The organism is Paraburkholderia sp. CNPSo 3076 (assembly GCF_026343935.1).
GTDB classification, from domain to species: domain Bacteria; phylum Pseudomonadota; class Gammaproteobacteria; order Burkholderiales; family Burkholderiaceae; genus Paraburkholderia; species Paraburkholderia nodosa.
The window spans coordinates 124,898-147,747 of record NZ_JAPMAL010000017.1 but is presented as its reverse complement, the minus strand read 5'-3'; the positions used below and the strand labels follow the sequence as shown (position 1 = coordinate 147,747).

Annotated in this window: 19 protein-coding genes and 1 pseudogene; 11 read left to right on the top strand and 9 right to left on the bottom strand. The window is 66.6% G+C overall.

The genetic code is table 11. The features are described from left to right. Nucleotides 1–39 precede the first annotated feature (39 nt). Nucleotides 40–1,305: a Zn-dependent hydrolase gene (locus M3A49_RS21015; protein ID WP_266230678.1), complete on the top strand. Its 1,266-nt coding sequence runs from the start codon at nt 40–42 to the stop codon at nt 1,303–1,305. A 23-nt stretch (nt 1,306–1,328) separates the two neighbouring features. Next, complete coding sequence (locus M3A49_RS21010; protein WP_266230677.1) at nt 1,329–2,351, top strand: histone deacetylase family protein; 1,023 nt, start codon at nt 1,329–1,331, stop codon at nt 2,349–2,351. A 20-nt stretch (nt 2,352–2,371) separates the two neighbouring features. Here the strand turns inward: M3A49_RS21010 and M3A49_RS21005 are convergent, their stop codons facing one another. The 7 genes from M3A49_RS21005 to M3A49_RS20975 all read right to left on the bottom strand — a co-directional run bounded on the left by M3A49_RS21005 (nt 2,372) and on the right by M3A49_RS20975 (nt 10,858). After that, on the bottom strand, nt 2,372–3,577 hold the full coding sequence (locus tag M3A49_RS21005; RefSeq protein WP_266230676.1) for a chromate transporter: 1,206 nt from the start codon (nt 3,575–3,577) through the stop codon (nt 2,372–2,374). Between the two features lie 111 nt (nt 3,578–3,688). Next, a complete protein-coding gene (locus M3A49_RS21000; protein WP_416338988.1) occupies nt 3,689–6,025 on the bottom strand; it encodes an EAL domain-containing protein in 2,337 nt (778 codons plus the stop codon). Between the two features lie 347 nt (nt 6,026–6,372). Further along, nucleotides 6,373–7,251, bottom strand: coding sequence for a PhzF family phenazine biosynthesis protein (locus M3A49_RS20995; RefSeq protein ID WP_266230674.1), 879 nt, complete (start codon nt 7,249–7,251; stop codon nt 6,373–6,375). A 132-nt stretch (nt 7,252–7,383) separates the two neighbouring features. Further along, nucleotides 7,384–7,848: a RidA family protein gene (locus M3A49_RS20990; protein ID WP_069265377.1), complete on the bottom strand. Its 465-nt coding sequence runs from the start codon at nt 7,846–7,848 to the stop codon at nt 7,384–7,386. 71 nt (nt 7,849–7,919) lie between these two features. Continuing rightward, nucleotides 7,920–9,119 (bottom strand): PLP-dependent aminotransferase family protein, encoded by a 1,200-nt coding sequence (locus M3A49_RS20985; protein WP_266230673.1) that lies wholly within the window; start codon nt 9,117–9,119, stop codon nt 7,920–7,922. Nucleotides 9,120–9,228: 109 nt separating this feature from the next. After that, on the bottom strand, nt 9,229–10,134 hold the full coding sequence (locus M3A49_RS20980) for a DMT family transporter (RefSeq protein ID WP_266230672.1): 906 nt from the start codon (nt 10,132–10,134) through the stop codon (nt 9,229–9,231). Nucleotides 10,135–10,156: 22 nt separating this feature from the next. Then, nucleotides 10,157–10,858 (bottom strand): VOC family protein, encoded by a 702-nt coding sequence (locus M3A49_RS20975; protein ID WP_266230671.1) that lies wholly within the window; start codon nt 10,856–10,858, stop codon nt 10,157–10,159. Nucleotides 10,859–11,052: 194 nt separating this feature from the next. On the opposite strand from M3A49_RS20975, the gene M3A49_RS20970 reads away from it, so the two are divergent. The 9 genes and pseudogenes from M3A49_RS20970 to M3A49_RS20935 all read left to right on the top strand — a co-directional run bounded on the left by M3A49_RS20970 (nt 11,053) and on the right by M3A49_RS20935 (nt 20,881). Continuing rightward, the gene (locus tag M3A49_RS20970; protein ID WP_266230670.1) at nt 11,053–12,549 is read left to right on the top strand and encodes a PLP-dependent aminotransferase family protein; all 1,497 of its coding nucleotides are present in this window, start codon (nt 11,053–11,055) and stop codon (nt 12,547–12,549) included. Nucleotides 12,550–12,681: 132 nt separating this feature from the next. After that, nucleotides 12,682–14,595 carry a molecular chaperone HtpG gene (gene htpG / locus M3A49_RS20965; protein ID WP_266230669.1) on the top strand — a complete coding sequence of 638 codons (1,914 nt, stop codon included), beginning with the start codon at nt 12,682–12,684 and terminating at the stop codon, nt 14,593–14,595. 113 nt (nt 14,596–14,708) lie between these two features. Then, nucleotides 14,709–15,365, top strand: a complete 657-nt coding sequence (locus M3A49_RS20960; RefSeq protein WP_266230668.1) for a chorismate--pyruvate lyase family protein — start codon at nt 14,709–14,711, stop codon at nt 15,363–15,365. A 19-nt stretch (nt 15,366–15,384) separates the two neighbouring features. Then, the gene (locus tag M3A49_RS20955) at nt 15,385–15,945 is read left to right on the top strand and encodes a DNA-deoxyinosine glycosylase (RefSeq protein WP_266230667.1); all 561 of its coding nucleotides are present in this window, start codon (nt 15,385–15,387) and stop codon (nt 15,943–15,945) included. Between the two features lie 98 nt (nt 15,946–16,043). Next, nucleotides 16,044–16,373 (top strand): annotated as a pseudogene (locus M3A49_RS42700) (energy transducer TonB); the annotation flags it as partial. A gap of 133 nt (nt 16,374–16,506) precedes the next feature. Then, nucleotides 16,507–17,439: a spermidine synthase gene (locus tag M3A49_RS20950; RefSeq protein ID WP_266230666.1), complete on the top strand. Its 933-nt coding sequence runs from the start codon at nt 16,507–16,509 to the stop codon at nt 17,437–17,439. Nucleotides 17,440–17,753: 314 nt separating this feature from the next. Next, nucleotides 17,754–17,990 (top strand): DUF3311 domain-containing protein, encoded by a 237-nt coding sequence (locus M3A49_RS20945; RefSeq protein WP_266230665.1) that lies wholly within the window; start codon nt 17,754–17,756, stop codon nt 17,988–17,990. Further along, nucleotides 17,987–19,537, top strand: coding sequence for a monocarboxylate uptake permease MctP (gene mctP / locus M3A49_RS20940; RefSeq protein WP_266230664.1), 1,551 nt, complete (start codon nt 17,987–17,989; stop codon nt 19,535–19,537). The genes M3A49_RS20945 and mctP overlap by 4 nt, the downstream gene beginning before the upstream one ends. A 228-nt stretch (nt 19,538–19,765) precedes the next feature. Beyond that, nucleotides 19,766–20,881: an FUSC family protein gene (locus tag M3A49_RS20935; protein ID WP_266230704.1), complete on the top strand. Its 1,116-nt coding sequence runs from the start codon at nt 19,766–19,768 to the stop codon at nt 20,879–20,881. 36 nt (nt 20,882–20,917) lie between these two features. Here the strand turns inward: M3A49_RS20935 and M3A49_RS20930 are convergent, their stop codons facing one another. Continuing rightward, a complete protein-coding gene (locus tag M3A49_RS20930; RefSeq protein WP_254355808.1) occupies nt 20,918–21,343 on the bottom strand; it encodes a VOC family protein in 426 nt (141 codons plus the stop codon). A gap of 265 nt (nt 21,344–21,608) precedes the next feature. Continuing rightward, entirely contained in the window at nt 21,609–22,568 is a 960-nt protein-coding gene (gene tal / locus M3A49_RS20925) for a transaldolase (RefSeq protein WP_254355809.1), read from the bottom strand. Nucleotides 22,569–22,850: the final 282 nt, after the last annotated feature.

Genomic DNA, 22,850 nt, shown 5'->3' with positions numbered 1-22,850 from the left:
GCACGTGGAATGACTAGTTCGACTGAAATGGATGGACCGATGAAAGACCTTTTGCAGATCGACGGGCCGCGCCTGTGGGCGAGCCTCATGGAGATGGCGCGTATTGGCGCGACGGCGGGCGGCGGCGTGCGCCGCCTCGCGCTCACCGAGGAAGACCAGCGCGGCCGTGAGCTGTTCGCGCGCTGGTGCCGCGAGGCGGGCATGACGGTGTGGACCGACGAAGTGGGGAACCTGTTCGCGCGCCGCGAAGGCGACGACGCGCAGGCCGCGCCCGTGCTGATGGGCAGCCATCTCGACACGCAGCCCGAAGGCGGCCGCTTCGACGGCGTATACGGCGTGCTCGCCGCGCTCGAAGTCGTGCGCGCGCTCAACGACGCGGGTGCGCGCACCGTGAAGCCGATCGAGATCTGCTCGTGGACCAACGAGGAGGGCGCGCGCTTCACGCCGGCGATGCTGGGCTCGGCGGTGTTCGCGGGCGCGATGACGCTCGCAGACGCCCTCGCGCGCACGGACGCCGAAGGCGTGACTCTCGGCGCCGCGCTCGACGCATGCGGCGCGCGCGGCGCGCGTGCCGTGCAAGGCGTGGCCGTCGACGCCTACTTCGAAGCCCATATCGAGCAGGGCCCGATTCTGGAGGCGAACGGCACGACCATCGGCGTCGTGACGGGCGGCCAGGCAATCCGCTGGTTCGACGTAAACGTAACGGGCGTGGCTGCGCACGCGGGCACGACGCCGATGCGCTATCGCAAGGATGCGTGGTTCGGCGCGGCGCAGATGTCGCTCGAGATCGAACGCACGATGGCGCGCTACGCACCGCTTGGTCTCGTGACGATCGGCCAGGCGCAGATCGCGAACGCGTCGCGCAACACGATCGCGGCGAACCTGACGTTCACCGTCGATCTGCGCCATCCCGACGATGCGCAACTCGATGCGATGGAGCGCGATTTGCGCGCGCTATGCGCGGACGTGGCCGCGGCGCGCGGCCTCGACGTGCAGATCGCACATTGCTGGACGAGCGCCGCCACGCCGTTCGACGCGCAGTGCGTCGAACTGGTCGCGCAGGCAACGGCGCGCTTCGGTTATCCGCACGAGCGTATCGTGAGCGGGGCGGGCCACGACGCGATCCACCTCGCGCGCTACTGCCCGAGTGCGATGGTGTTCATTCCCTGCGTGGACGGTCTGTCGCACAACGAAGCTGAGGACGCGTTGCCGGCAGACGTCACCGCCGGCGCGAACGTGCTGCTCAACGCGGTCGCGGCGCGCGCGGGCGTGCGCCTGGCCGTTGCCGCCGACGCCGACGCGTAAAAGAAATAGAAGGAGAACTGAACATGAAAACCTGGTTTCACCCCGATCAGCTGCTGCATCATCCGCGCGGCTATTTCTCGCGCGGCCAGTTGCGTGAGCCGCAGGAAGTGCCGCAGCGCGCCGAGCATCTCGTTGCCGCGGCGCGCTCGCTTGGCTTCGACGTGCAGGCGCCCGCCGACTTCGGCACTGCGCCCATCGCCGCCGTGCACGACATGAACTATCTGCGCTTTCTCGAAGAAGCGCACACCGAATGGAAGCGCGTGCCCGAAGATTGGGGCGAAGAGGTGATGTCGAACATCTACGTGCGCGAGCCGAATCCGCTGCGCGGCGTGCTCGCACAGGCGGCGCGCTATCTCGCGGATGGTAGCTGTCCCATTGGCGCGAACACCTGGCGTGCGGCCTACTGGTCGGCGCAAAGCGCGTTGGCGGCGGCGGCGTGCGTGAACGAGGGCGCGCGCGAGTCGTACGCGCTCTCGCGTCCGCCCGGCCATCATGCCCGTGCTGACGCGGCGGGAGGTTTCTGCTATCTGAACAACGCGGCCATCGCGGCGCAGTCGCTGCGCAGCCACTTCAAGCGCGTGGCGATCCTCGACACCGACATGCACCACGGCCAGGGCGTCCAGGAGATCTTCTACGGCCGCAGCGACGTGCTCTACATTTCGATCCACGGCGATCCGACCAACTTCTATCCCGTGGTCGCGGGCTACGAGGAAGAGCGCGGCAACGGTCCAGGCGAGGGCTACAACGTCAATCTGCCGATGCCGCATGGCGCATCCGAAGCCGACTTCTTCGAGCGCGTGGAAGCGGCGCTGCGCGTGCTCAAGCGCTTCGAGCCGGACGCGCTCGTGCTTGCGCTCGGCTTCGACATCTACAAGGACGATCCGCAGTCGAAAGTCGCCGTGACCACTGAGGGCTTTGGCCGGCTCGGCACGGCGATCGGCGCGCTCGGCCTGCCTTCGGTGATCGTGCAGGAAGGCGGCTATCACCTCGCAAGCCTCGAAGACAACGCGCGCGCGTTCTTCGGCGGTTTTACGGGAGCGCGCTGATCGGCGCGTGAACGCGCGCGTCAGGCGAGCAGCAGCCACGCCCCGCACGCGAGTCCTACCGTCGCGTAGACCGCGTAAGCGGGGAGCTTGAGCTTGCCGAAGCACATCGCCGAGAAGACGGCCGTCAGCAGATACGGCGGATGCAGCGGCACGTGCCGCGCGATGTGCCAGACGGCGATCGCGAGAAACGCGGTGGTCGCGGCGCGCAGCACGCGCATGGCGTGCTCGAAGCGCGGGTTCGCCTTCATGCGGTGCAGGTGCCGCCGCGCAAGGACGACGAGGCAGCCCGACGGCACGAACAGCGCGAGTGTGGCGACGAGCGCGCCGACCCAGCCATCGACGAGATAGCCGAAGAAGGGCACCACGTTCAGGAGCGGCCCGGGCGACAGCGGTGAGAGCGTGAACGCCAGCGTGAAGTCGTCGTTGGTGATGCCGACCGCGGGCGTGACGAACAGCGTTTTCAACACGGGCAGCGCCGAAAAGCCGCCGCCGAACAGCGTCATGCCTGCGCCTGCGAGACGCGGCCAGAGCAGCGCCGAGTCGAGCCGATGCGGCAGCGGCAGCGCGAACACGACGATCAGCGCGGCAAGCGCGGCGAGCAACTGCAGGTCGCGCCGCGTCACGCGCAATTCGAGCCGCTGCGAAGGCACGGGGCTCGCGAGCCAGCCCGCGGCAAATGCGGCGAGCAGAATCGCCACGTAGGCCGCGCCGCTCGCCGCGAGCGCGAGGGCCGCGCAGGCCGCGAGCGCCACGCCCCATTCGAGCGGGCCGCGCACGAGCGCACGCGTTTGCCGATACCAGGTCACGCCGATCAGCATGGCGAGCACCACGCTGAAATGGTCGAGCAGCGTGCGCGAGGCGACCGCATGCACGAGCGGCGTGCGGTAGAAAATGGCGAACAGCGTCATCAGCGCGAAGAAGGGCAGCACGCTCGCCACGCCCGCGACCCAGGCGCCCGCGCGTCCGCGCAGCGCGTGGCCGAGTTGCACCGCGACGTTGCAGCCCACCGGCCCTGGCACCATCCAGGCGAGCGCGATCAGATCCGAGAACGCCGTTTGGGTGAGCCGCGCTTCGCGCTCCACGTAGTGCTGCTCGAGTTGCGCCATGAGCGCGAGGCCGCCCCATGAGACCGCGGACACGGTCAGCACGACGCGAAAGAGCGTCAAGAGCGGTTCGTGATGGTCGCGGATTGGCGCCGCGATCGCTTCGTCGGTGCGGGTTTGCATGGCTGCATCATGCGTGCGGAGGTCCGTGCGGGTCTGTGCGCGAAGGCACGCCGTTCGCGCAGGTCACTGGAAAACGTGTGGAAAATCCGCAACCTGCGCAATGGCCAGGCGTTAGCGCGATTGCGGCGTGTCGCTCAGGCGCTCGTTGCGGCGATCTTCGCGTGCGGCTTGCGTGGCCGCCGGCGGCGTCGCGCTGCACACGCCGAAGCGTTCGATCAGCGCGGCCACGCCTTCCACGGGCACGGGGCGCGAGAACAGGAAGCCCTGAGCCTCGATCGGGCCGAGCGCGGAGAGCCACGCGATCTGCTCTTCGGTTTCGGTGCCCTCGACGACCACCGTGAGCCCGAGCGAGCGCGCGAGATTGACGATCGCCGAGACCATCACGCACACGCTGCGGTCCGCGGGAATGGCCTGCACGAACGAGCGGTCGACCTTGAGCGTGTCGACGGCGAAGCGGTTCAGGTAGGAGAGCGACGAATAGCCGGTGCCGAAGTCGTCGAGCGCGACGCGCACGCCAAGGCGCTTCAACGCGAAGATCTTCTCCGATACCAGCTCGGGGTACTCCATCATCGCGGTTTCGGTGATCTCGAGTTCGAGCCGGTGCGCGGCAATGCCGGTCTCTTCGATTGCGCGCGCCACGGTCTCGTACAGGTCGCCGCGCCAGAACTGCACCGCCGAGATGTTGATGGCGAGCGTGAGCGACTCGTAGCCCTGCTGTTGCCACTGCGCGAGCTGCGCGCACGCGGTGCGGATCACGAAGTCGCCTACCGGCACGATGAGGCCCGTGGATTCGGCCACGGGAATGAATTCGCCTGCAGGAATGAGCCCGTATTGCGGGTGGTTCCAGCGCACCAGAGCCTCGAAGCCCGTGATGCAGCGCCGGCGCAGATCGATCTTCGGCTGGTAGGCGAGGAAGAGCTGGTCCTCGGCGAGCGCGACGCGCAGCTGCTGCTCCCACTTCATCAGGTGGTCGGCGCGGTGGGCGAGCTGCGGCGAGTAGAAGCGAAAGCAGTTGCGCCCGGCCTCCTTGGCGGCGTACATCGCGAGGTCGGCCTTCTTGAGCAGATCGATTTCGCTTTCGTGCGCGACCGCGAAGAGCGCGATGCCCGTGCTCGCGTGCAGCACGAAGGCGCTGCCGCGCACGTCGAACGGATGCGTGAACGCGGCATTGGTGGCCTCGGCGAGCGCGATGGCGCGTTTTTCGATGTCGTCGCCCTTCACGATCACCACGAACTCGTCGCCGCCGATGCGCGCGAGCGTGCCCGCGCCGCCTACGGCGTCGGCGAGGCGCGCGGCGCTCATTTGCAGCACGATGTCGCCTGCGTTGTGGCCGAGCGTGTCGTTGACCGTCTTGAAGTTGTCGAGGTCGATGAAGAGGATGGCGAGCCGCCCGAGGTTGCCCGGCTGCGAGACTTCATGGCGCAGACGCTGCAGCGTGGCGTAGCGGTTGGGCAGGCCCGTGAGCAGGTCGTACTGCACGAGTTGCGACATCTCGCGCTCGCGCCCGAGCAGCTTGCCGATCAGTCCCGTGGCCACAGCGAAGAACGAGAGCATGGCGAGCGAGATGAACGTCGCCATCATCAGGTAGACGTCGCGTGTGTGGTTGTAGTCGGCGAATTCCTCGGTCTGCGAGAGACCGACCAGCACGGCGAGCGGATAGCCATCGATATGGCGGTACGAGACGATGCGCGTGACGTGATCGATCGGGTCGACGTAGGTGCCCGACACATGCTCGGAAATGGGATACACGCCGCTCGCGGAGAACGTGCCGTTCGCGCGCTCGGCGCTGCCCGTGCGGCGCGCGAGCACGGCGCCGCTGTCCGAGATCACGGCGATCACGCCGTCACGGCCGATCGCGGCGTTGTTGTAGAAGTCGCTCGTGAAGTAGCTCGGGTCTTCCGAGACCACCACCACGCCCGCGAACGAGCCGTCCGGGTGATTGAGGCGGCGCGTCATCTGCAGGGTCCAGTGGCCGGACACGCGGCCGAGCACCGGCTTGCTGATATAGAGCTGGTCGTCGTTCTCGTGTTCGTGCACCTTGAAGTGCTCGCGGTCCGAGAGGTCGATGGGCTTGGGATTCGGGTCGGCCGTGTTGGCGACGAGCGTGCCGTGCTCGTCGATGATCGACACCTGCACGAGCGAGTCGCTCTGCACGACTCCCTTTTCGACCGTGCTCCCGAGATCGAAGCGGCCCGGCGATTTTTCGAACTCGTACTTCACGAAGCGCGTGATCTGGTCGACCTGGTGGATCGCCTTGACGGTGTGCTGTTCGAGCGCCGCCGAGAGGATCGCCGCCGAGGCCGTGGCTTCGCGCAGGGTCGCTTCCTTCTCGACCGACAGACGCGTGAAGATGACCGCCCACAGCAGCACGAGCACCAGAACGCCGAGCAGCGGAATGGCGAGCAGCGCGCGCGGACGCGTGTATGCCGGGCCGGGCGCGTTGCGCATGTTCGAATCGCGCGAGAACGGACCCCGGTTGGTGCTCATCGCGGCCGCCGTAGGCGCGTGAGCTCACACCGCGGATGCGGCGGCCAGAACGGCAATGATGCGCTCGGTTGAATCGGCGGCATGAATAACGGATTGGCAGGGGAATACGCGCATTGCGCGCGAGCAATGAACGCCGGACGCGGCATGCGTCCAATGTTTCGATATTACTGGTTGGGGAATGATTAAGGAAGCTGTGGTCCCTCGGGTATACGCGAGGGTCGCCTCAACACGCACGTGATGCCCATGTGCGGTGCATAGGTGCGAGGCGGTGCATCGCACCTATGCACCGTGCATGAGGCGCGGGGCGCTTAGCCGAGCCGGCAGGTCCCGTCGACGACCGTCACCGAATGGCCGCCAATCCAGATCTGTTTCGCCGCATCGTCATATTCGACGCGCACGCGCCCGTCGCGCCCGAGCGCCGTGCCTTGACGCACGGTATAGCGCGCGCCCGGACGCCGGTTCTGCTGTTCGAGCAGCATGGCGATGGCGGCGTTTGCGCTGCCGGTGACGGGGTCTTCGCCCTTGCCCAGGCCGGTCATGAGGCAGCGCACTTCGAAGGTTGCGGGACCATCGGCCTCATGCGGGCCGTAGGCGGCCACGCCGTGTGCGCCTACGCTCGCGGCAACCGCTTCGATCTCCTCGTAGTCGACGTCGAGCGCGAGCACCGCTTGCGCCGACGCGAGGCGCACGACGAGCCATGGCGCGCCGTTGTCGACGCCGCAGGGCGCGGCCGTGAAGTCGATGGCGTCCGGGCGCAGCGCCGCGCGCAATGCGTCGAACTGCGCGGCGGCGAGCGGCGTCACGCGCGCGGGCGGCGCGGCGAAGGCCCATGCGCCGTTCTCTGCGGCGGCCAGATCGATGAGACCGGCGCCGCATTCCTGCACGAGGCGGCCAGGCGTCTTCGGCGTGCGGCCGCTTTCAAGGAACGCGTGCGCCGTGCCGAGTGTCGGATGGCCCGCGAAGGGCAGCTCGCCCTTGGTCGTGAAGATGCGCACGCGGTAGTCGGCGCGTGCGTCGGTGGGGGCGAGCAGGAAGCTGGTTTCCGAGAGATTCGTCCAGCGCGCGATGGCCTGCATCTCATCGCCGCTCAAGCTTTCGGCGTCGAACACCACGGCGAGCGGGTTGCCCTTGAAGGGTACCGACGTGAAGACGTCGACCTGTTTGAAGCGGACGCTGGGCTGGGTCATGGCGGGACGATCGTGGAAGGGGGGCGACGCAAGAGGCGCGCCGGGTTGCGCGAACGCACAACAGAAAAATGCGAGCCAGTGCGCGGACCTCGATGCAGGTCCGCGCACCTTATCAAAGCTCGCTGATGTTGCTTACTCGACTTCGGCGATCAGCTCGATCTCGACGCATGCGCCAAGCGGAATCTGCGCGACGCCGAAGGCCGAGCGTGCGTGCTTGCCCTTCTCGCCGAATACGTCGGCGATCAGCTCCGAAGCGCCATTCGTGACGACGTGCTGTTCGGTGAAGGTGAGCGTCGAGTTCACGAGGCTCATGAGCTTGACCACGCGCTTGACCTTGTTGAGGTCGCCCGTGTGGGCGTGCAGCGTGGCGAGCAGGTCGATCGCGATCGAGCGCGCGGCGGCCTTGCCTTCCTCGGTCGTGAGCGACTCGCCCAACTTGCCGGCCCACACCTTGCCGTCCTTCTTCGCGATGTGACCCGACAGGTACACCGTGTTGCCGCTCTGGGCGCTCATCACGTAGGCCGCGGCGGGCGCGCCTGCCTGGGGCAGGGTGATGCCGAGCTGTTCGAGACGGTCGTAGATGTTGATGTCAGCCATGGTCAGGATTCCTCGTTCGGGTGTTGAGTCGGATAAAGCCTGGCGTTGCGCCAGGCGTGTCCAGGCATGCGTCAGGCGTGCGCGCGGATCAGGGCCGCGATCTTTGCGACGCCTTCTTCGATCTTCGCGGGCGGCACCGTGACGAACGACAGGCGCAGCTTGTTGTGTTGCGGCTCGTCGGCGAAGAACGGCGCGCCGGGCACGAAGGCCACGTTCTGCGCGACGGCTTCGGCCAGCAGCTTCATGCTGTCGATGTTCGAGGGTAGCGTCACCCAGATGAACATGCCGCCTTCGGGGCGGTTCCAGCTCACGCCTTCGGGCATGTTGCGCTTGAGCGAGTCGAGCATCGCCTCGCACTGGTCGCGATAGAGTGCGCGCACCTTCGGGATGTGCGTGTCGAGGAAGCCGTCCTTCACCACCTCGTAGACGATGCGCTGCGTGAAGCTCGGCGTGTGCAGGTCGGTGGCCTGCTTGGCCTGCACGAGCTTGAAGTGCAGGTCTTCGGGCGCAATGATGTAGCCCACGCGCAGGCCCGGGGCCAGGATCTTCGAGAACGAGCCCAGATGCACGACATGCTCGGGCGCGAGCGAGTGCACCGTCGGCAGCGGCTCGCCCGCGTAGAGCAGCGCGCCGTAGGGGTCGTCTTCGATCACGGGGAAGGGCGAGTGCTTCGCGAACTCCGCGAGCGCCTGGCGGCGCTCGAGCGGCAGGCGGCGGCCCGTGGGGTTCTGGAAGTTCGGGATCGCGTAGAGCAGGCGCGCGCCGGCCGTGAGTTCGGGCGTGAGGCCCTCGGGCACGAGGCCCTTCTCGTCGGTCGGAACCTGGACGTACTTCGGCTCGTAAAGCGAGAACGACTGCAGCGCGCCGAGGTAGGTGGGCGTCTCGACGAGCACGGGGCTGTCGGGCGAGACCAGTACCTTGCCGATCAGGTCGAGCGCCTGCTGCGAACCCGTGGTGATGAGCACCTGCGAGGGACGCACTTTCACGCCGCCTACCGAGTGGCGCGCGGCGACCCATTCGCGCAGCGGCATATAGCCTTCGGTCGCGCTGTACTGGAGGGCGCCCGAGGGATCGTCGCGCAGGATGCGGTCGGCGGCGGCGCGCATTTCCTCGGCCGGGAAGCTGGCCGGCGCGGGCAGCCCGCCCGCGAACGAAATGACTTCGGGACGCTCGGTGACCTTCAGGATTTCGCGAATTGCCGAGCTGGTCAGCTTGATTGCACGCTCGGACAGTTGCCACGCGGGCGCGGCCTTGAGATCGCTCTGGTCCATGGGGTCTCCTTGTTGGGGTGGGGCGAGTGACAGAGTCAGTGGCGGCATGGGGCGCGATCACGCGCCGCCGGATGCCGCCGAAAACCTTTAATTATGACGCGAAACCGGCTCATGCGCGCGCTGGCGCCGGGGCCATGCGGATCGCCGCGCGGCGGCCCAGCACGACTGTGGCGATCACCGCAGCGGCATAGAGCCACGCCGAGGGCGCGACCTGCTCGCCGAAGAAGAGCGCCGAGAACGCCATCGTGAAGAAAATCTGCAGCAGCTGCACCTGGCCCACGCGCGCCGTGCCGCCCATGGCGAGCCCCGCGTACCACGCGAAAAAGCCGATGAACTGCGAAAACAGCGTGACGTAGCCGAAGGCGAGCCAGGTCTTGAGCGCGACGGGGCCGGGATGCGCCACATGATGCGCCCAAGCGAGCCAGCCTACCGGCAGCGCGAGGAACGGCGCCGAGAGCACGAGCGCCCAGCAGATCACCTGCCAGCCGCCGAGCTGGCGGGCGAGGCGCGCACCTTCGGCGTAGCCGAGCGCGCCGATGCCCACCGCGATGAGCATCCACGCGTCGCCCGCGTGCAGCGAGCCGCCGCCCGCCTGGAGCGCGAACGCAATCACGAGCGCACTGCCGAGCAGCGCGCTGGCCCAGAACGCCTTCGAGGGGCGCTCATGCGAGAGCCAGGCGGCGTAAATCGCCACGGCGAGCGGCTGCAGCCCGTTGACGATGGCGCCGTGCGAGGCGGGCACGGTCTTCATCGCAAAGGCGGAAAAGACCGGAAACGCGACGATCACGCCAAGCGACACCACGGCGAGGCTCTTGACCTGCGGCCAGGTAGGCCATGTCTCCCGACGGATGGCGAGCAGCAGCGCGGCCGGCACGGCGGCGGCGAGCGCGCGGCCGAGGCCGTTCAAAAGCGGGTGGAATTCGGCGACGACGATGCGCGTCATCGGCAGCGTCAGGCTGAAGATCATGACGCCGACGAGGCCGAGCAGCATGCCTTGGGTTTCGCGTGCTTTCATGCGGGACTTTGCGCTCGACGGATCAGCGTGCCGGCGCGCCGAGCGTGCGCGGACCGGACGGGGTTTCGAACTGCGCGACGAGCGCGGGCGAGAGGGCTTCCTCCACGGCGATCAGACGCGCCGCGCCGAGCCACTGAAGCTGCTCGCGCGCCGCTTGCGCCTCGTGGTGAAAGCCGGTGAGCGAGATGAGCGCGATGCCGGTATCGGCCAGCACCTGCGACGGATGATGCGCCGTGTCCCACTGGATCAGCGAGGGCAGAATGCCGTCGCCCGCGCCTTGCCAGGCCGGGAAGGCGCCGCTTTCCGGCACCGTGAGCTGCCACGAGAAGTCGCCGCGCGTCATCGGCACGAGCGCGGGAATGCGCTTGGGATACTGCTCGCGCCAGCGCGCGAGGCTCTTCGGCGGATCGACGCGTGCCACCCAATGCGACAGGTACGGCCCCTGTTCGAGGCGCGCCTGGACGGCAGGGTCGTCGAGCGCGAAGAGGCGCGCGCGGGCGTTCGCTGCACTGCTTGTTCCACTTTTCGCGGCCGGATCGACGGCGATGACTTCGAGATACACGCCGCCCCACAGCCCGAGCAGACGGTTGTGCGTGCGCATGAGCGGATGAGCGCCGCCGCCCGTGGGCGCGACGCCGAGCGCGTCGCTCACGTACTGCACGCCTTCTTCCAGCGTGCGCGCGGCAACGACGAGATGATCGAGGCGAAGCGGCGAGGCGTTCATGGGCGAGCGATCGGAGCCAGACGTTTCCAGGGGCCGGAAGGAAGAGGGCCGGAGCGTGCGCCTGAACAGTGTGTCGACGCTTCCACCGAATCCTTACCGGTACGCATGCGATCAAATGTACCGGTATGGCTGCAGACAGTAACGGTACAATCGGCCCGATAGTGCTCTGTACAGTTCGAGTTCAGGGAGTCCTCATGTCCTCCGTACCGCTAGACCAGATTCCCGCCCCGCATGACGCGGCCACGCTCACGCTCGTCGACCAGCTCGTGCAGTGGGGCCGCCGCCGCATCGAGGAGCGTGTATTCCGCGCCGGCATGCGCATGCCGTCCATCCGCAAGCTCGCGCTCGACAAGGGCGTGTCGCGCTTCACCGTGGTCGAGGCGTACGAGCGTCTGGTCGCGCAGGGCTATCTCGACTCGCGGCGCGGTTCCGGGTTTTACGTGCGCGAGCGATTGGCGCTCGTCGCGGGCGGCGAACGCCAGCCGGTGGCCGCGGGCGCGCCGGCGCGCGCCGACGCGGTTGCCGCTCCCGCGCCGCCCACCATCGACGTGGTCTGGCTGCTGCGCAACATGCTTCATACGTCCACGCGGCCAGAAAAAGGGCCGGGTCTGGGTTATCTGCCCGCGCGCTGGCTGGACGGCGAGCTGCTGACCGGCGCGATGCGCTCGCTTGGCCGCCAGAGCGGCACGCAACTGCTCGGCTTCGGCTCGCCGCAAGGCTTCCTGCCGCTGCGTCAGCAACTCCAGACGCGCATGGCGGAACTCGAGATCGGCGCGACGCCCGAGCAGATCGTCCTTGTTTCGGGCATCACCCAGGCGATCGATCTGCTTGCGCGCATCTATGTGCAGCCCGGCGACACGGTGATCGTGGGCGACCCCGCGTGGTTCCAGATGTTCGGCCGCTTCGCCTCGCAGGGCGCGCGGCTCGTCGGCATGCCGTACACGCCCGAAGGGCCGGACCTCGACGCGCTCGAAGCGCTGGTCGAGACCTGGCGCCCGAAAATGCTCGTCATCAATTCGGTGCTGCAAAACCCCACGGGCACCTCGCTGTCCGCCGCGCAGGCGTTCCGGATTCTGCGGCTTGCCGAACAGTACGACTTCATTGTCGTGGAAGACGATGTCTACGGCGACCTGTGCCCGGCGGGCTATCCGGCCACGCGCCTCGCGAGCCTCGACCAGCTTCGCCGCGTGATCTACCTCGGCAGCTTTTCGAAGACGCTCGCGCCGAACCTGCGCGTGGGCTATATCGCGAGTGCGCTCGACGTGACCCAGGCGGTGGCGGACCAGAAAATGCTCGTCGGCATGACGAGCCCGGAACTCAACGAACGCGTGCTCTACCGCGTGCTCACGGAGGGCCACTACCGGCGTCACGTGGAGCGCCTGCGCGGGCGGCTGGATGGCGTGCGCGACAAGGCCGCGCGCATGCTGGAGCGCGCCGGCTTGCGCCTCTTCGCGGCGCCGGGCGCCGGTATGTTCCTGTGGGCGGACACCGGCGTCGACGCGGACGCGCTCACCGCGGCGGGCCACGAAGCGGGCTTCCTGCTCACGCCGGGGAGCCTGTTCTCGCCGCACCAGTCGCCGACCACGTGGATGCGCTTCAACATCGCCAACTGCGGCGACCCGGTGCTGCCCGCGTTCCTCGCCGACTATCTCGAAGGCGTGGCCCGGCGCGGCGGCGGCGCGCAAGCGTGAATTCGTGCGTGGCGGCTCTTGAAACCGGCGCCGTCTGTCCCCAACTGGGCGGGCGGCGCGCCGCGATTCGACTGCGAACTCGCGGCCATAAATTTGTCAGACGTGAACTGTAACGAAAGAGGACTCTCGACCATGGCACAAGAAACCATGAGCTTCCAGGCAGAAGTGAAACAGCTTCTGCACCTGATGATCCATTCGCTGTACAGCAACAAGGAAATCTTCCTGCGCGAGCTGATCTCGAACGCATCGGACGCGGCGGACAAGCTGCGCTTCGAGGCGATCGCGAACAGTGCGCTCTACGAGAACGATCCGAACCTGCGTATCCGCGTGGGCTTCGATAAGGAAGCGCGCACCATCACGATCGACGACAACGGCATCGGCATGAGCCATGACGAAGCCGTCTCGAACCTCGGCACGATCGCGCGCTCGGGCACGAAGGAATTCTTCGGCAAGCTCTCGGGCGACCAGCAGAAGGACGCGGCGCTGATCGGCCAGTTCGGCGTGGGCTTTTATTCGGGCTTCATCGTCGCGGACAAGATCACCGTGGAAAGCCGCCGGGCGGGCCTGGCGGCCGCCGAGGGCGTGCGCTGGACGAGCGCGGGAGAGGGCGAGTTCGCCGTCGAGACGATCGAGCGCGCGCAGCGCGGCACGACGATCACGCTGCATCTGCGCGAAGGCGAGGAAGAGCTGCTTTCCGCATGGAAGATCAAGTCGATCATCCAGAAGTATTCGGATCACGTCGGCCTGCCCATCGAGATGAAGAAGGAAGAATGGGACGCCGAAAAGAGCGAGATGGTCACGCAGGACGAGTACGAGACCATCAACCAGGCGAGCGCGCTGTGGACGCGTTCGAAGAGCGAGATCAGCGACGAGCAGTATCAGCAGTTCTATCAGCACCTCGCGCACGACCATCAGAATCCGCTCGCGTGGACGCATAACCGGGTGGAAGGCCGCAGCGAATATACGCAGCTTCTTTACGTGCCGTCGCATGCGCCGTTCGACCTGTGGAACCGCGATCACAAGAGCGGTCTGAAGCTTTACGTGAAGCGCGTGTTCATCATGGACGACGCCGAGCAACTGCTGCCGAACTATCTGCGCTTCGTGAAGGGCGTCGTCGATTCGAGCGATCTGCCGCTCAACGTCTCGCGCGAAATCCTCCAGGAAAGCCGCGACGTGAAGGCGATTCGCGACGGCGTGACCAAGCGCGTGCTCTCGATGCTCGAAGAGATGGCGAATGCTGTTATGGACGCCGAAGCAAGCGAAGAGGACAAGGCGAAGTACACGACGTTCTGGACCGAATTCGGCCAGGTGCTCAAGGAAGGCATTGGCGAGGATCACGCCAATCGCGAGCGCGTGGCGAAGCTTGCGCGCTTCGCGTCCACGCACAACGACACGAACGAGCAGACCGTAGCGCTCGCCGACTACGTTGCGCGCATGAAGCCCGAGCAGACGAAGATCTACTACGTCACCGCCGACACGTGGCAAGCCGCGAAGAACAGCCCGCACCTCGAAGTGTTCCGCAAGAAGGGCGTGGAAGTGCTGCTCCTCACGGACCGCGTGGACGAGTGGATGCTGTCGTTCCTGAACGAATTCGACGGCAAGCCGCTCGCGAGTGTGGCGCGCGGCGACCTCGACCTCGGCGCGCTCAACGACGAGGAAAAGCAGCAGCAGGAGAAGGTGAGCGAAGCACTCAAGCCGCTCGTCGAGCACATGAAGGAAGCGCTCAAGGACAAGGCCAAGGACGTGCGCCTCACGTTCCGCCTGACCGATTCGCCCTCGTGCCTCGTGGCCGACGAAGGCGACATGAGCGGCTACCTGCAGCGCATGCTGAAGGCGGCGGGACAACAGGCGCCGCAGATGCAGCCGATCCTCGAAGTGAACCCGGAGCACCCGCTCGTGAAGGCGCTGCGCACCGATAGCGCGGACTTTGGCGACTGGTGCAATCTCCTGTTCGATCAGGCGTTGCTGGCGGAAGGCGGTGCGCTGGAAGATCCGGCCAGCTTCGTGAAGCGTACGAACGCGTTGCTGATTGCCCGCGCCGGCTAAAGCGCGCGGCTTCGCATGAGCGAAACCCCTTGCGGCTACCCGCTGCAAGGGGTTTTTCTTTGGTCCGCCCCGCTCGCAGCGAACTGAAATCCTCGCAGCCTATAATGCGCGCCATGCCTCTTCGATTCGATGCCGCAAACGCGCATTGGCGCGTCAAGCCCTTGCCCGCCTTGAGCGCCGACCAGAAGGATTGGCTCACGCGCGGCGGTTCGCTCACGGCGCATTTGCGCACGCTCGGCCGCGTCGTTGTGCGGGTCACGCGCGAAGCCGTGGATATGCCCTGGTCCGACGAATGCGACGCGCTTGGCCTCGCACCGCGCGAGCGCGCGTGGGTGCGCGAGATCGTGCTCGAAGTCGACGGCGTGCCGTTCGTCGCCGCGCACAGCGTGACGCCGCTCGCCGCGAGTCAAGGCGTGTGGCAAGCCATGCGCAGCTTGCGCACGCGGCCGCTCGCGGAACTCCTCTATAGTGATAGCGGTGTGGCGCGCTCCGCGCTCGTGAGCCGGCGCGTGAGCGCGCGGCATCCGCTCCACGCACTCGCGGCGCGCGAGATCAAGGTCGAACCGAAGCACGCGCCGCATGCGTTCGTCGCGCGCCGCTCGGTATTCGAGCGCGCAGGCGCGCCGCTGCTCGTGACCGAATGCATGCTGCCCGCGCTGTGGTCGCGCCTTGCAAGCGGTCCGCTCACCGAGGAAACTGGCGTGCATCTCGGACGCGAACGCGGCCCGCTCGATCACACCGCCTCGCGCGCGCATCACGCGCCGCGTTGAACGTTGTGCGTCTGTTGCCATGACTTTCAAGCGCAGCTTCGATCCCGTCGTCGATGCGCGCACGCGTGTTCTCATCCTCGGCAGTCTGCCGGGCGAGGCGTCGCTTGCTCAGCAGCAGTATTACGCGCACAAGCAGAACAAGTTCTGGCATCTCGTGGGCGAGGTGATCGGCGAGGATCTCGTGGCGATGGAGTACGAAGCGCGGCTAAAAGTGCTGTGTGCGAATCGCGTGGGCCTGTGGGACGTCGTGGCGCAGGCGCGCCGTGAGGGCAGTCTCGACGGCGATATCCGCGACCACGAGGGCAACGATCTCGTCGCGCTCGTCGAGCGCCTGCCCGCCCTTGAGGCAATCGCGTTCAACGGCGGCACCGCGGCGCGCATCGGCGAGCGCATTCTTGGCGCGCATGCGCGGCCCATGACGATTCTGCGCCTGCCGTCCAGCAGTCCTGCGTATGCGTCGATGAACTTCGCGGCGAAGCTCGTGCGATGGCGCGCATTGAGCGCGTTCACAGGCGACCCCGATGCGCGTATGAGCGCTGGCGCACACAGACGTAAGCGCGCTGCAACCGGGCCGCGCTAGCATGGTCGCGCGCACGCCGAGGTGCGCCCGCACCACCGGGACACGAGACCAAAATGAACAGGAAACGCCTGCCCCTGATCGTTTGACCTGTGGCGCTCATGCTGGGCGCCTGCGCTTCGGACGACGTATCGCAAGCGGGGCCGCACGTGCGCCCTTCGCCGCAGATGGTCATGAACCGCTGCCTCGCGGCCGTCGCGACGCCGGGTTTCGCACCGCCCACGGAAACCACCTTGAGCGCCTGGCAATGGAAGCGCTACGTGAGTTGCAAGCTGGGTGGCAACATGTTCCACAACCCGAAGAAAATACCGAGGGATACGGAAGCCATCGTATCGATCCGTGCGGCATCGGATGGCTCCATCGTCTCGGTGAAGCTGCTGCGTTCGAGCGGCAACGATGACTACGACGAGGCCGTCGAGCGCGCGATCGACGCCGCCGCGCCGCGTGCGGGCCAGGCGCTCGAAGTGCCTGCCAAATCTGGCCCGAAGCGCCGCGAATGCTATGCTCTCGGTCGCCTGAGCAAATGCACCTGCATTTGCGCCCCCACAGCAAGCCATTTTCCACATGACGACTCTCATCAAGCGCGCCTCCGCCGAGGCCCGCGCATTCAAGCAAACCGGCCACGCGACGCAATCGGGCGAGACTGCGAGCCAGACCGCCAAGGTCACGAAGCGCCCGCGCCGCGCCGCGGCCGCAGCCGACGAACTCGACAACGCCCCGGTCATCGAAGCGCCGCGCAAGCCGCGTTTCGCGCCGGTCACGTTCTCGGAAGAGAACGGTGTGCGCTATCTGCACTTCGGCACGGAGTGGGTACAGGGCGCGATGCGTCTTGCGAAGCCGCTGCACATCGAACTGGAATACGCGCAGCAGATGATGGCCTGGCTGCTGTTCCTCGCCACGCCCGAGCGCATCGTGCAACTGGGCCTGGGCGCCGCCGCGCTCACCAAGTTCGCGCACCGCTATCTGCGCCCCGCGAAGGTCGAGGCGATCGAGCTGAATCCGGCGGTCGTGGTGGCCGCGCGCACGATGTTCGAGCTGCCGTACGACGACGCGCGCCTCACCGTGCGCGAGCTCGACGCGTGGGACTTCGTGCAGGACCGCGCCAATCACGGCACCATCGGCGCGCTGCAGATCGACGTGTACGACGCGACCGCGCGCGGTCCGGTGCTCGACAGCGTGGCGTTCTACCGCGCCGTGCGCGCGTGCCTGACCGAAGCCGGCGTCGCGACGATCAACCTGTTCGGTGACCACCCGAGTTTCGTGCGCAACGTGAAGCGCCTGAACGAAGCCTTCGAAGGCCGCGTGATCGCGCTGCCCGAAGTGCACGAAGGCAATCGCGTGGCGCTCGCGTTCTCGGGCCCGGCGCTCGAAGTCACCTTCGATGCGCTCGAAAAGCGCGCGCGCCTGCTCGAAAGCAAGCTCGGCCTGCCGGCGCACCAGTGGGTGAAGGCGCTGCGCGAATCGAGCGGCGGGAACGGCGCGACGTTCTCGATCTGATCCGCGCGAACGGCGGTAACGCCGTTGCGGCACAGAAAACCGGCTTCAGGGGCGTCCCAGGGCCGGTTTTTTTTCGCCTGCATAGCGCATTTCCGGGCAATTATCGGGACATGGCGCAAGCCGTTGGCTCTTGACAACGCCGTGCAAATTGGGGTCCGCCCTGCTTGACCGTGTGGCGTGGCCCCGATACTCTTTTCAGCGCTTTCGGGGACCTTGCGGGCTATCCGTGCGCGAGGCCAACGGCCGCCTCACGCCGGGCGGCGGACCGCAAACAAAGCAAGGCCGCATAACTACATAAGCAACGAGGAGACGTCATGGCTCACGACGCCGACGCCGGAAAATCAAGCAAGCATTGGCTATGGCTTTTGCTGCTCCCCTGGATCGCGATGATCTGGGTGCCGTCATACAACAGGATCGAACCCACTCTGTGGGACTTTCCGTTTTTCTACTGGTATCAGCTTCTCTGGGTGCTGATCAGCGCTGTCATTACCGCGCTCGTCTACTTCAAGACGAAGACCCGCAGCAAGGGTGATGCAGGGGGCGCGCAATGAACGTCACAGCAACCATTGTCTTTATTCTGTTCTTCCTCGGCGTCACGGTGCTCGGCTTCTTCGCCGCAAACTGGCGCAAGGGCGACCTCGCGCATCTCGAAGAGTGGGGTCTCGGCGGCCGCCGCTTCGGCACGATCGTCACGTGGTTCCTGCTCGGCGGCGACCTTTACACCGCGTACACCTTCGTCGCCGTGCCGGCGCTCGTGTTCGGTGCGGGCGCAATGGGTTTCTTCGCGCTGCCGTACACGATCCTGATCTATCCGTTCGCGTTCGTCGTGTTCCCGAAGCTCTGGGCTGTCGCGAAGCGCCATCAATACGTCACCTCGGCCGATTTCGTGAGCGCGCGCTATGGCAGCCGCATGCTCGCGCTCGCCATCGCCGTGACGGGCATCGTCGCGACCATGCCGTATATCGCGCTGCAGCTGGTGGGTATCGAAGTGGTGATTGGCGCACTCGGCTTCGACACGACGGGCTTTGTCGGCGACCTGCCGCTCATCATCGCGTTCGCGATTCTCGCCGCGTACACGTACACGTCGGGCCTGCGCGCGCCGGCCATGATCGCCGTGGTGAAGGACATCCTCATCTACATCACGATCATCGTCGCGATCATCGTGATTCCCGCGCAGATGGGCGGCTTCGGCCACATCTTCGGCGCGGTGCCGCCGGCCAAGCTGCTCCTCAAGTCGCCGGATGCCACGAGTTTGAACGGCTATAGCGCCTACGCGACACTCGCGGTGGGTTCGGCGCTCGCGCTGTTCCTGTACCCGCACTCGGTCACCGCTATTCTGTCGTCGTCGTCGGGCAACACCATCCGCCGCAACATGGCGATGCTGCCCGCGTACTCGCTGGTGCTCGGCCTGCTCGCGCTGCTCGGCTACATGGCGCTCGCCTCGGGTGTGAAGGACATGCCGGAGTTCGCGCCGTACTTCAAGGCCTTCGGTCCGAACTTCGCGGTGCCGGCGCTGTTCCTGCACTTCTTCCCGTCGTGGTTCGTGGGCGTGGCGTTCGCGGCCATCGGTATCGGCGCGCTGGTGCCGGCGGCGATCATGTCGATTGCAGCGGCCAACCTCTACACGCGCAACATCCACAAGGAGTTCATCAACCGCAACATGAATCACGAGCAGGAGACCAACATCGCCAAGCTGGTCTCGCTGATCGTGAAGGTCGGCGCGGTGGCGTTCATCCTGGGCCTGCCGCTCACGTACGCGATCCAGCTGCAGCTGCTCGGCGGCATCTGGATCATCCAGACGCTGCCCGCCATCGTGCTCGGCCTCTACACGCGCATGCTCGACTATCGCGGCCTGCTGGTGGGCTGGGCGGTGGGCATCGCGACCGGCACGTGGATGGCCATTTCGCTCAAGCTCGCAGGCTCGATCTTCACCATCCACCTGTTCGGCATCGCGATTCCGGGCTACGCCGCGGTGTGGTCGCTGATCGTGAACCTCGTGGTCTCGGTCGTCGTGTCGGCGCTCGTGCATGTCGTCGGCATGCAAAAGGGCGCGGATCGCACGCGTCCGGAAGATTATCTCGACGTCGTCGAGGGCTGAGCCGCTCATGCCCGGCGCATGCCGCCGGGCTTGCGCAGGGCTTGTTTTTTACCCAATGCCCGCAACGCACAGTTGCGGGCATTTGTTTTTCTGGTGCACGATGATTGCTGATCCGGCTCACGTTCAGCCCGTGCCATGGCCTCATCCCAAACCGAATCCCGCTCCCGACGCGGGCGCAGCGGCGCGCAACGCCTGCGCCCGCCGCGCCGCCGTTCGCGCCTCGCGCGCATGTGGCGCGCGTTGACTTCCCCGTACTACCGCTACCGCAACGCCAAGGTGATACACAGCGTACGCGTGGGCCTGGCCATGCTCGCCTCGATTCTCGCGACGTCGGGCATCCATATTCCGCACGGCATCTGGGCCTCGGTCACGCTGCTCGTCGTGATCGGCGGGCTGCAGCACCAGGGCAACATCCGCAAGAAGGCCGCCGAACGCGCGCTCGGCACGCTGCTCGGCGCCGTGATCGGGCTCGTGCTCATCGTCGTGCAGGCCATTACCGGTTCCGTGTGGCTCACCTACGTGCTGATGTCGCTCGTCGCCGCCGTGTGCGGCTACTACGCTATCGGCAAACCGGGCTACGTCGCGCTGCTGGCCGCCATCACCATGTGCATCGTCGCGGGGCACGGCGACAACCTCATCGATACGGGACTCTGGCGCACGCTCAATGTGATTCTCGGCATCGTCATCGCGCTCGTGTTTTCGTTTGCCTTGCCCCTGCACGCGACGTATTCGTGGCGCTACAGCCTGGCCGACAATCTGCGCGAATGCGCGCGCGTGTACGCGCAGGTGGCGGGCGGCGTGCACGTCGATTCCGACGAGCAGGTGCAGACCTTCATGCGCCTGAATGCACGGCTCGTGCAACTGCGCGCGCTGATGCCCTCGGTCGCCAAGGAGATCGGCGTGCCGCTCGCGCGGCTCGAGCAGGTGCAGCGCCTGCATCGCTCGCTCCTGAGCGCGCTGGAGATGCTCTGCACGGGCACGGGCAGCTACGAGCAGGCACTCGTGCGCGTAGCGTTCGCAGAGCGCAGCGAGACCGTGCGCCGTGCGCTGCTCGCCACGGCACGGGCGCTGCGTTTCGGCGGCGGGCGTCACCCCGAGGCGGCGCAGCAGGCGCTGCGCACGGTTGCGGCACGGATGGAGGGGAGTGGCGAGGGCGACGTGGCGGGCGAGGCCGTCCATGGAACTATGCAGGCGCAGCCGCAGGGCTGCCCCGAGCCGCGGATGCAGGGGCCATACTGGCTCAGCCTGCGTGTGGAGGAGCAGGTGGAGCGCCTGCGCGCGCTGCTCCTCGAAACCGAGCCGCGCTGGAACATCGAGCGCGCCGCGACGCACCGCATGGTGTGACGCCGGGCGCGCTTCTCCAGTTGTTACGCCGGTGGATCAGGCGGGTTGCTCGTGCGGCGCCGAGACCATCCACGGCACGCCGAACTTGTCGCTCAGCATGCCGAAGCCGGGCGACCAGAAGGTCTTCTGAAACGGCATCGTGACCGTGCCGCCTTTGGCCAGCGCGTTGAAATAGCGTTCGGCCGTGGCGATGTCGGACCCGGTCAGCGAGACGCCAAAGCCGAGGAACTTGTCGTTCTGCGTCATGCAGCCGCCGTCGGACACCATGATCTGCGCGTCGCCGATCTGGAGTGTCGCGTGCATGATCTTTTCGGCGAATTCGGGCGGCATGGGGCGCGCGGGGTCCGGCGGCGCTTCCTTGAAGCGCATCTTCATCACTTCCTTCGCGCCGAGCGCTTCGCCATAAAACGCGATCGCTTCGTCGCAATTGCCGGGGTAAAAGAGATAGGGCTGGATTTGCATCGTCGGTTTCCTTGCGGACGTGACGTTGGCCGGCCTGTTTCGTGCGAGGGTGTGCACGGGGCCGGATCGTGCGGCGGGTTGCGCCGCTGCCCTGATTCTAGGCGCGCGCGAAGGGCGTGACCGAGTGGTGTGTCATCAGGGTTTGCGAGAGTGCGGGCGGGAACGGCGGTTGCCGGGCGGCCTGTCAAACAAAGGGCCGCACATGCGGCATGTGCGGCCCCTGGTCATCGATACTTCGATGCGCTCTGCATGGAGCGCAGGCGCATTACTTCGCGCGCAATTCCTCGATCATCTTTTCGAGCTTGATCGCGTCTGCGGCGAACGCGCGGATGCCTTCAGCGAGCTTCTCGGTCGCCATGGCGTCGTCGTTGAGCTGGAAGCGGAACGACGGCTCGTCCACGGCCACGCGCTCGATCTTCGCGTCCTTGAACGCTTCCGGCGAAAGCTTGCGTTCGACCTTCTCGTTGCTGTCGTGGAGCTTCTGCAGCAAGTCCGGGCTGATGGTGAGCAGGTCGCAACCGGCCAGCTCGACGATCTGGCTCGTGTTGCGGAAGCTCGCGCCCATCACCTCGGTGTTGTGGCCGAACTTCTTGTAGTACGCGTAGATCTTGCGCACCGACTGCACGCCCGGGTCGTTCGCGCCGCCGTCCTTCGCGTCGTCCCAGTCGGCGCCCTTGGCCTTCTTGTACCAGTCGTAGATGCGGCCCACGAACGGCGAGATCAGCTGCGCGCCCGCTTCGGCGCACGCGGCGGCCTGCGCGAGCGAGAACAGCAGCGTCATGTTGCAGTGGATGCCGTCCTTTTGCAGCACTTCGGCGGCGCGAATGCCTTCCCAGGTCGAGGCGAGCTTGATCAGCACGCGCTCGCGCCCGATGCCGGCCTGCTTGTACAGGTCGATGATGTGGTGCGCCTTGTCGATCGACTTTTTCGTGTCGAACGAGAGGCGGGCATCGACTTCGGTCGAGACGCGGCCCGGAATGATCTTGAGGATTTCGGTGCCGAACGCGATCAGCAGATGGTCGATGATCGACTCGAGCGACTCGCTCGCGTGATCGCGCACGGTTTTTTCGAGCAGCGGACGGTACTCGGCTTTCTGGACCGCCTTGAGGATCAGCGACGGGTTGGTCGTCGCGTCCCGCGGCTTGTACTGCACGAATTGCTGGAAGTCGCCCGTATCAGCGACGACGGTGGTGTACTGCTTGAGCTGGTCGAGTGCGGTAGTCATGTCAGGCCCTGTGGGCGCGTGCGCGCCTGCATCGGTGAGAGTTGAACGGCCGGTGCGCTTCAGGCGTGAACCTGGGGCGCGCCGGGCGGAGCGAAAAAGACGCTGCGCCGTTCCGGCCCGGCCCGCGCCGATTGGGCGGGAAGCCGGGTGGGGCGCATCTTGCCGCGCGTCTGGGCGCAGCTCACATCGTCATTTTATGGCGGAAACGCGTGGCGTTGCGTTTCTCGCGGGCAGGGCGCGTGCCAGACGCGCCGCACACGACGTGCCAGCGGCGCTGGCAGG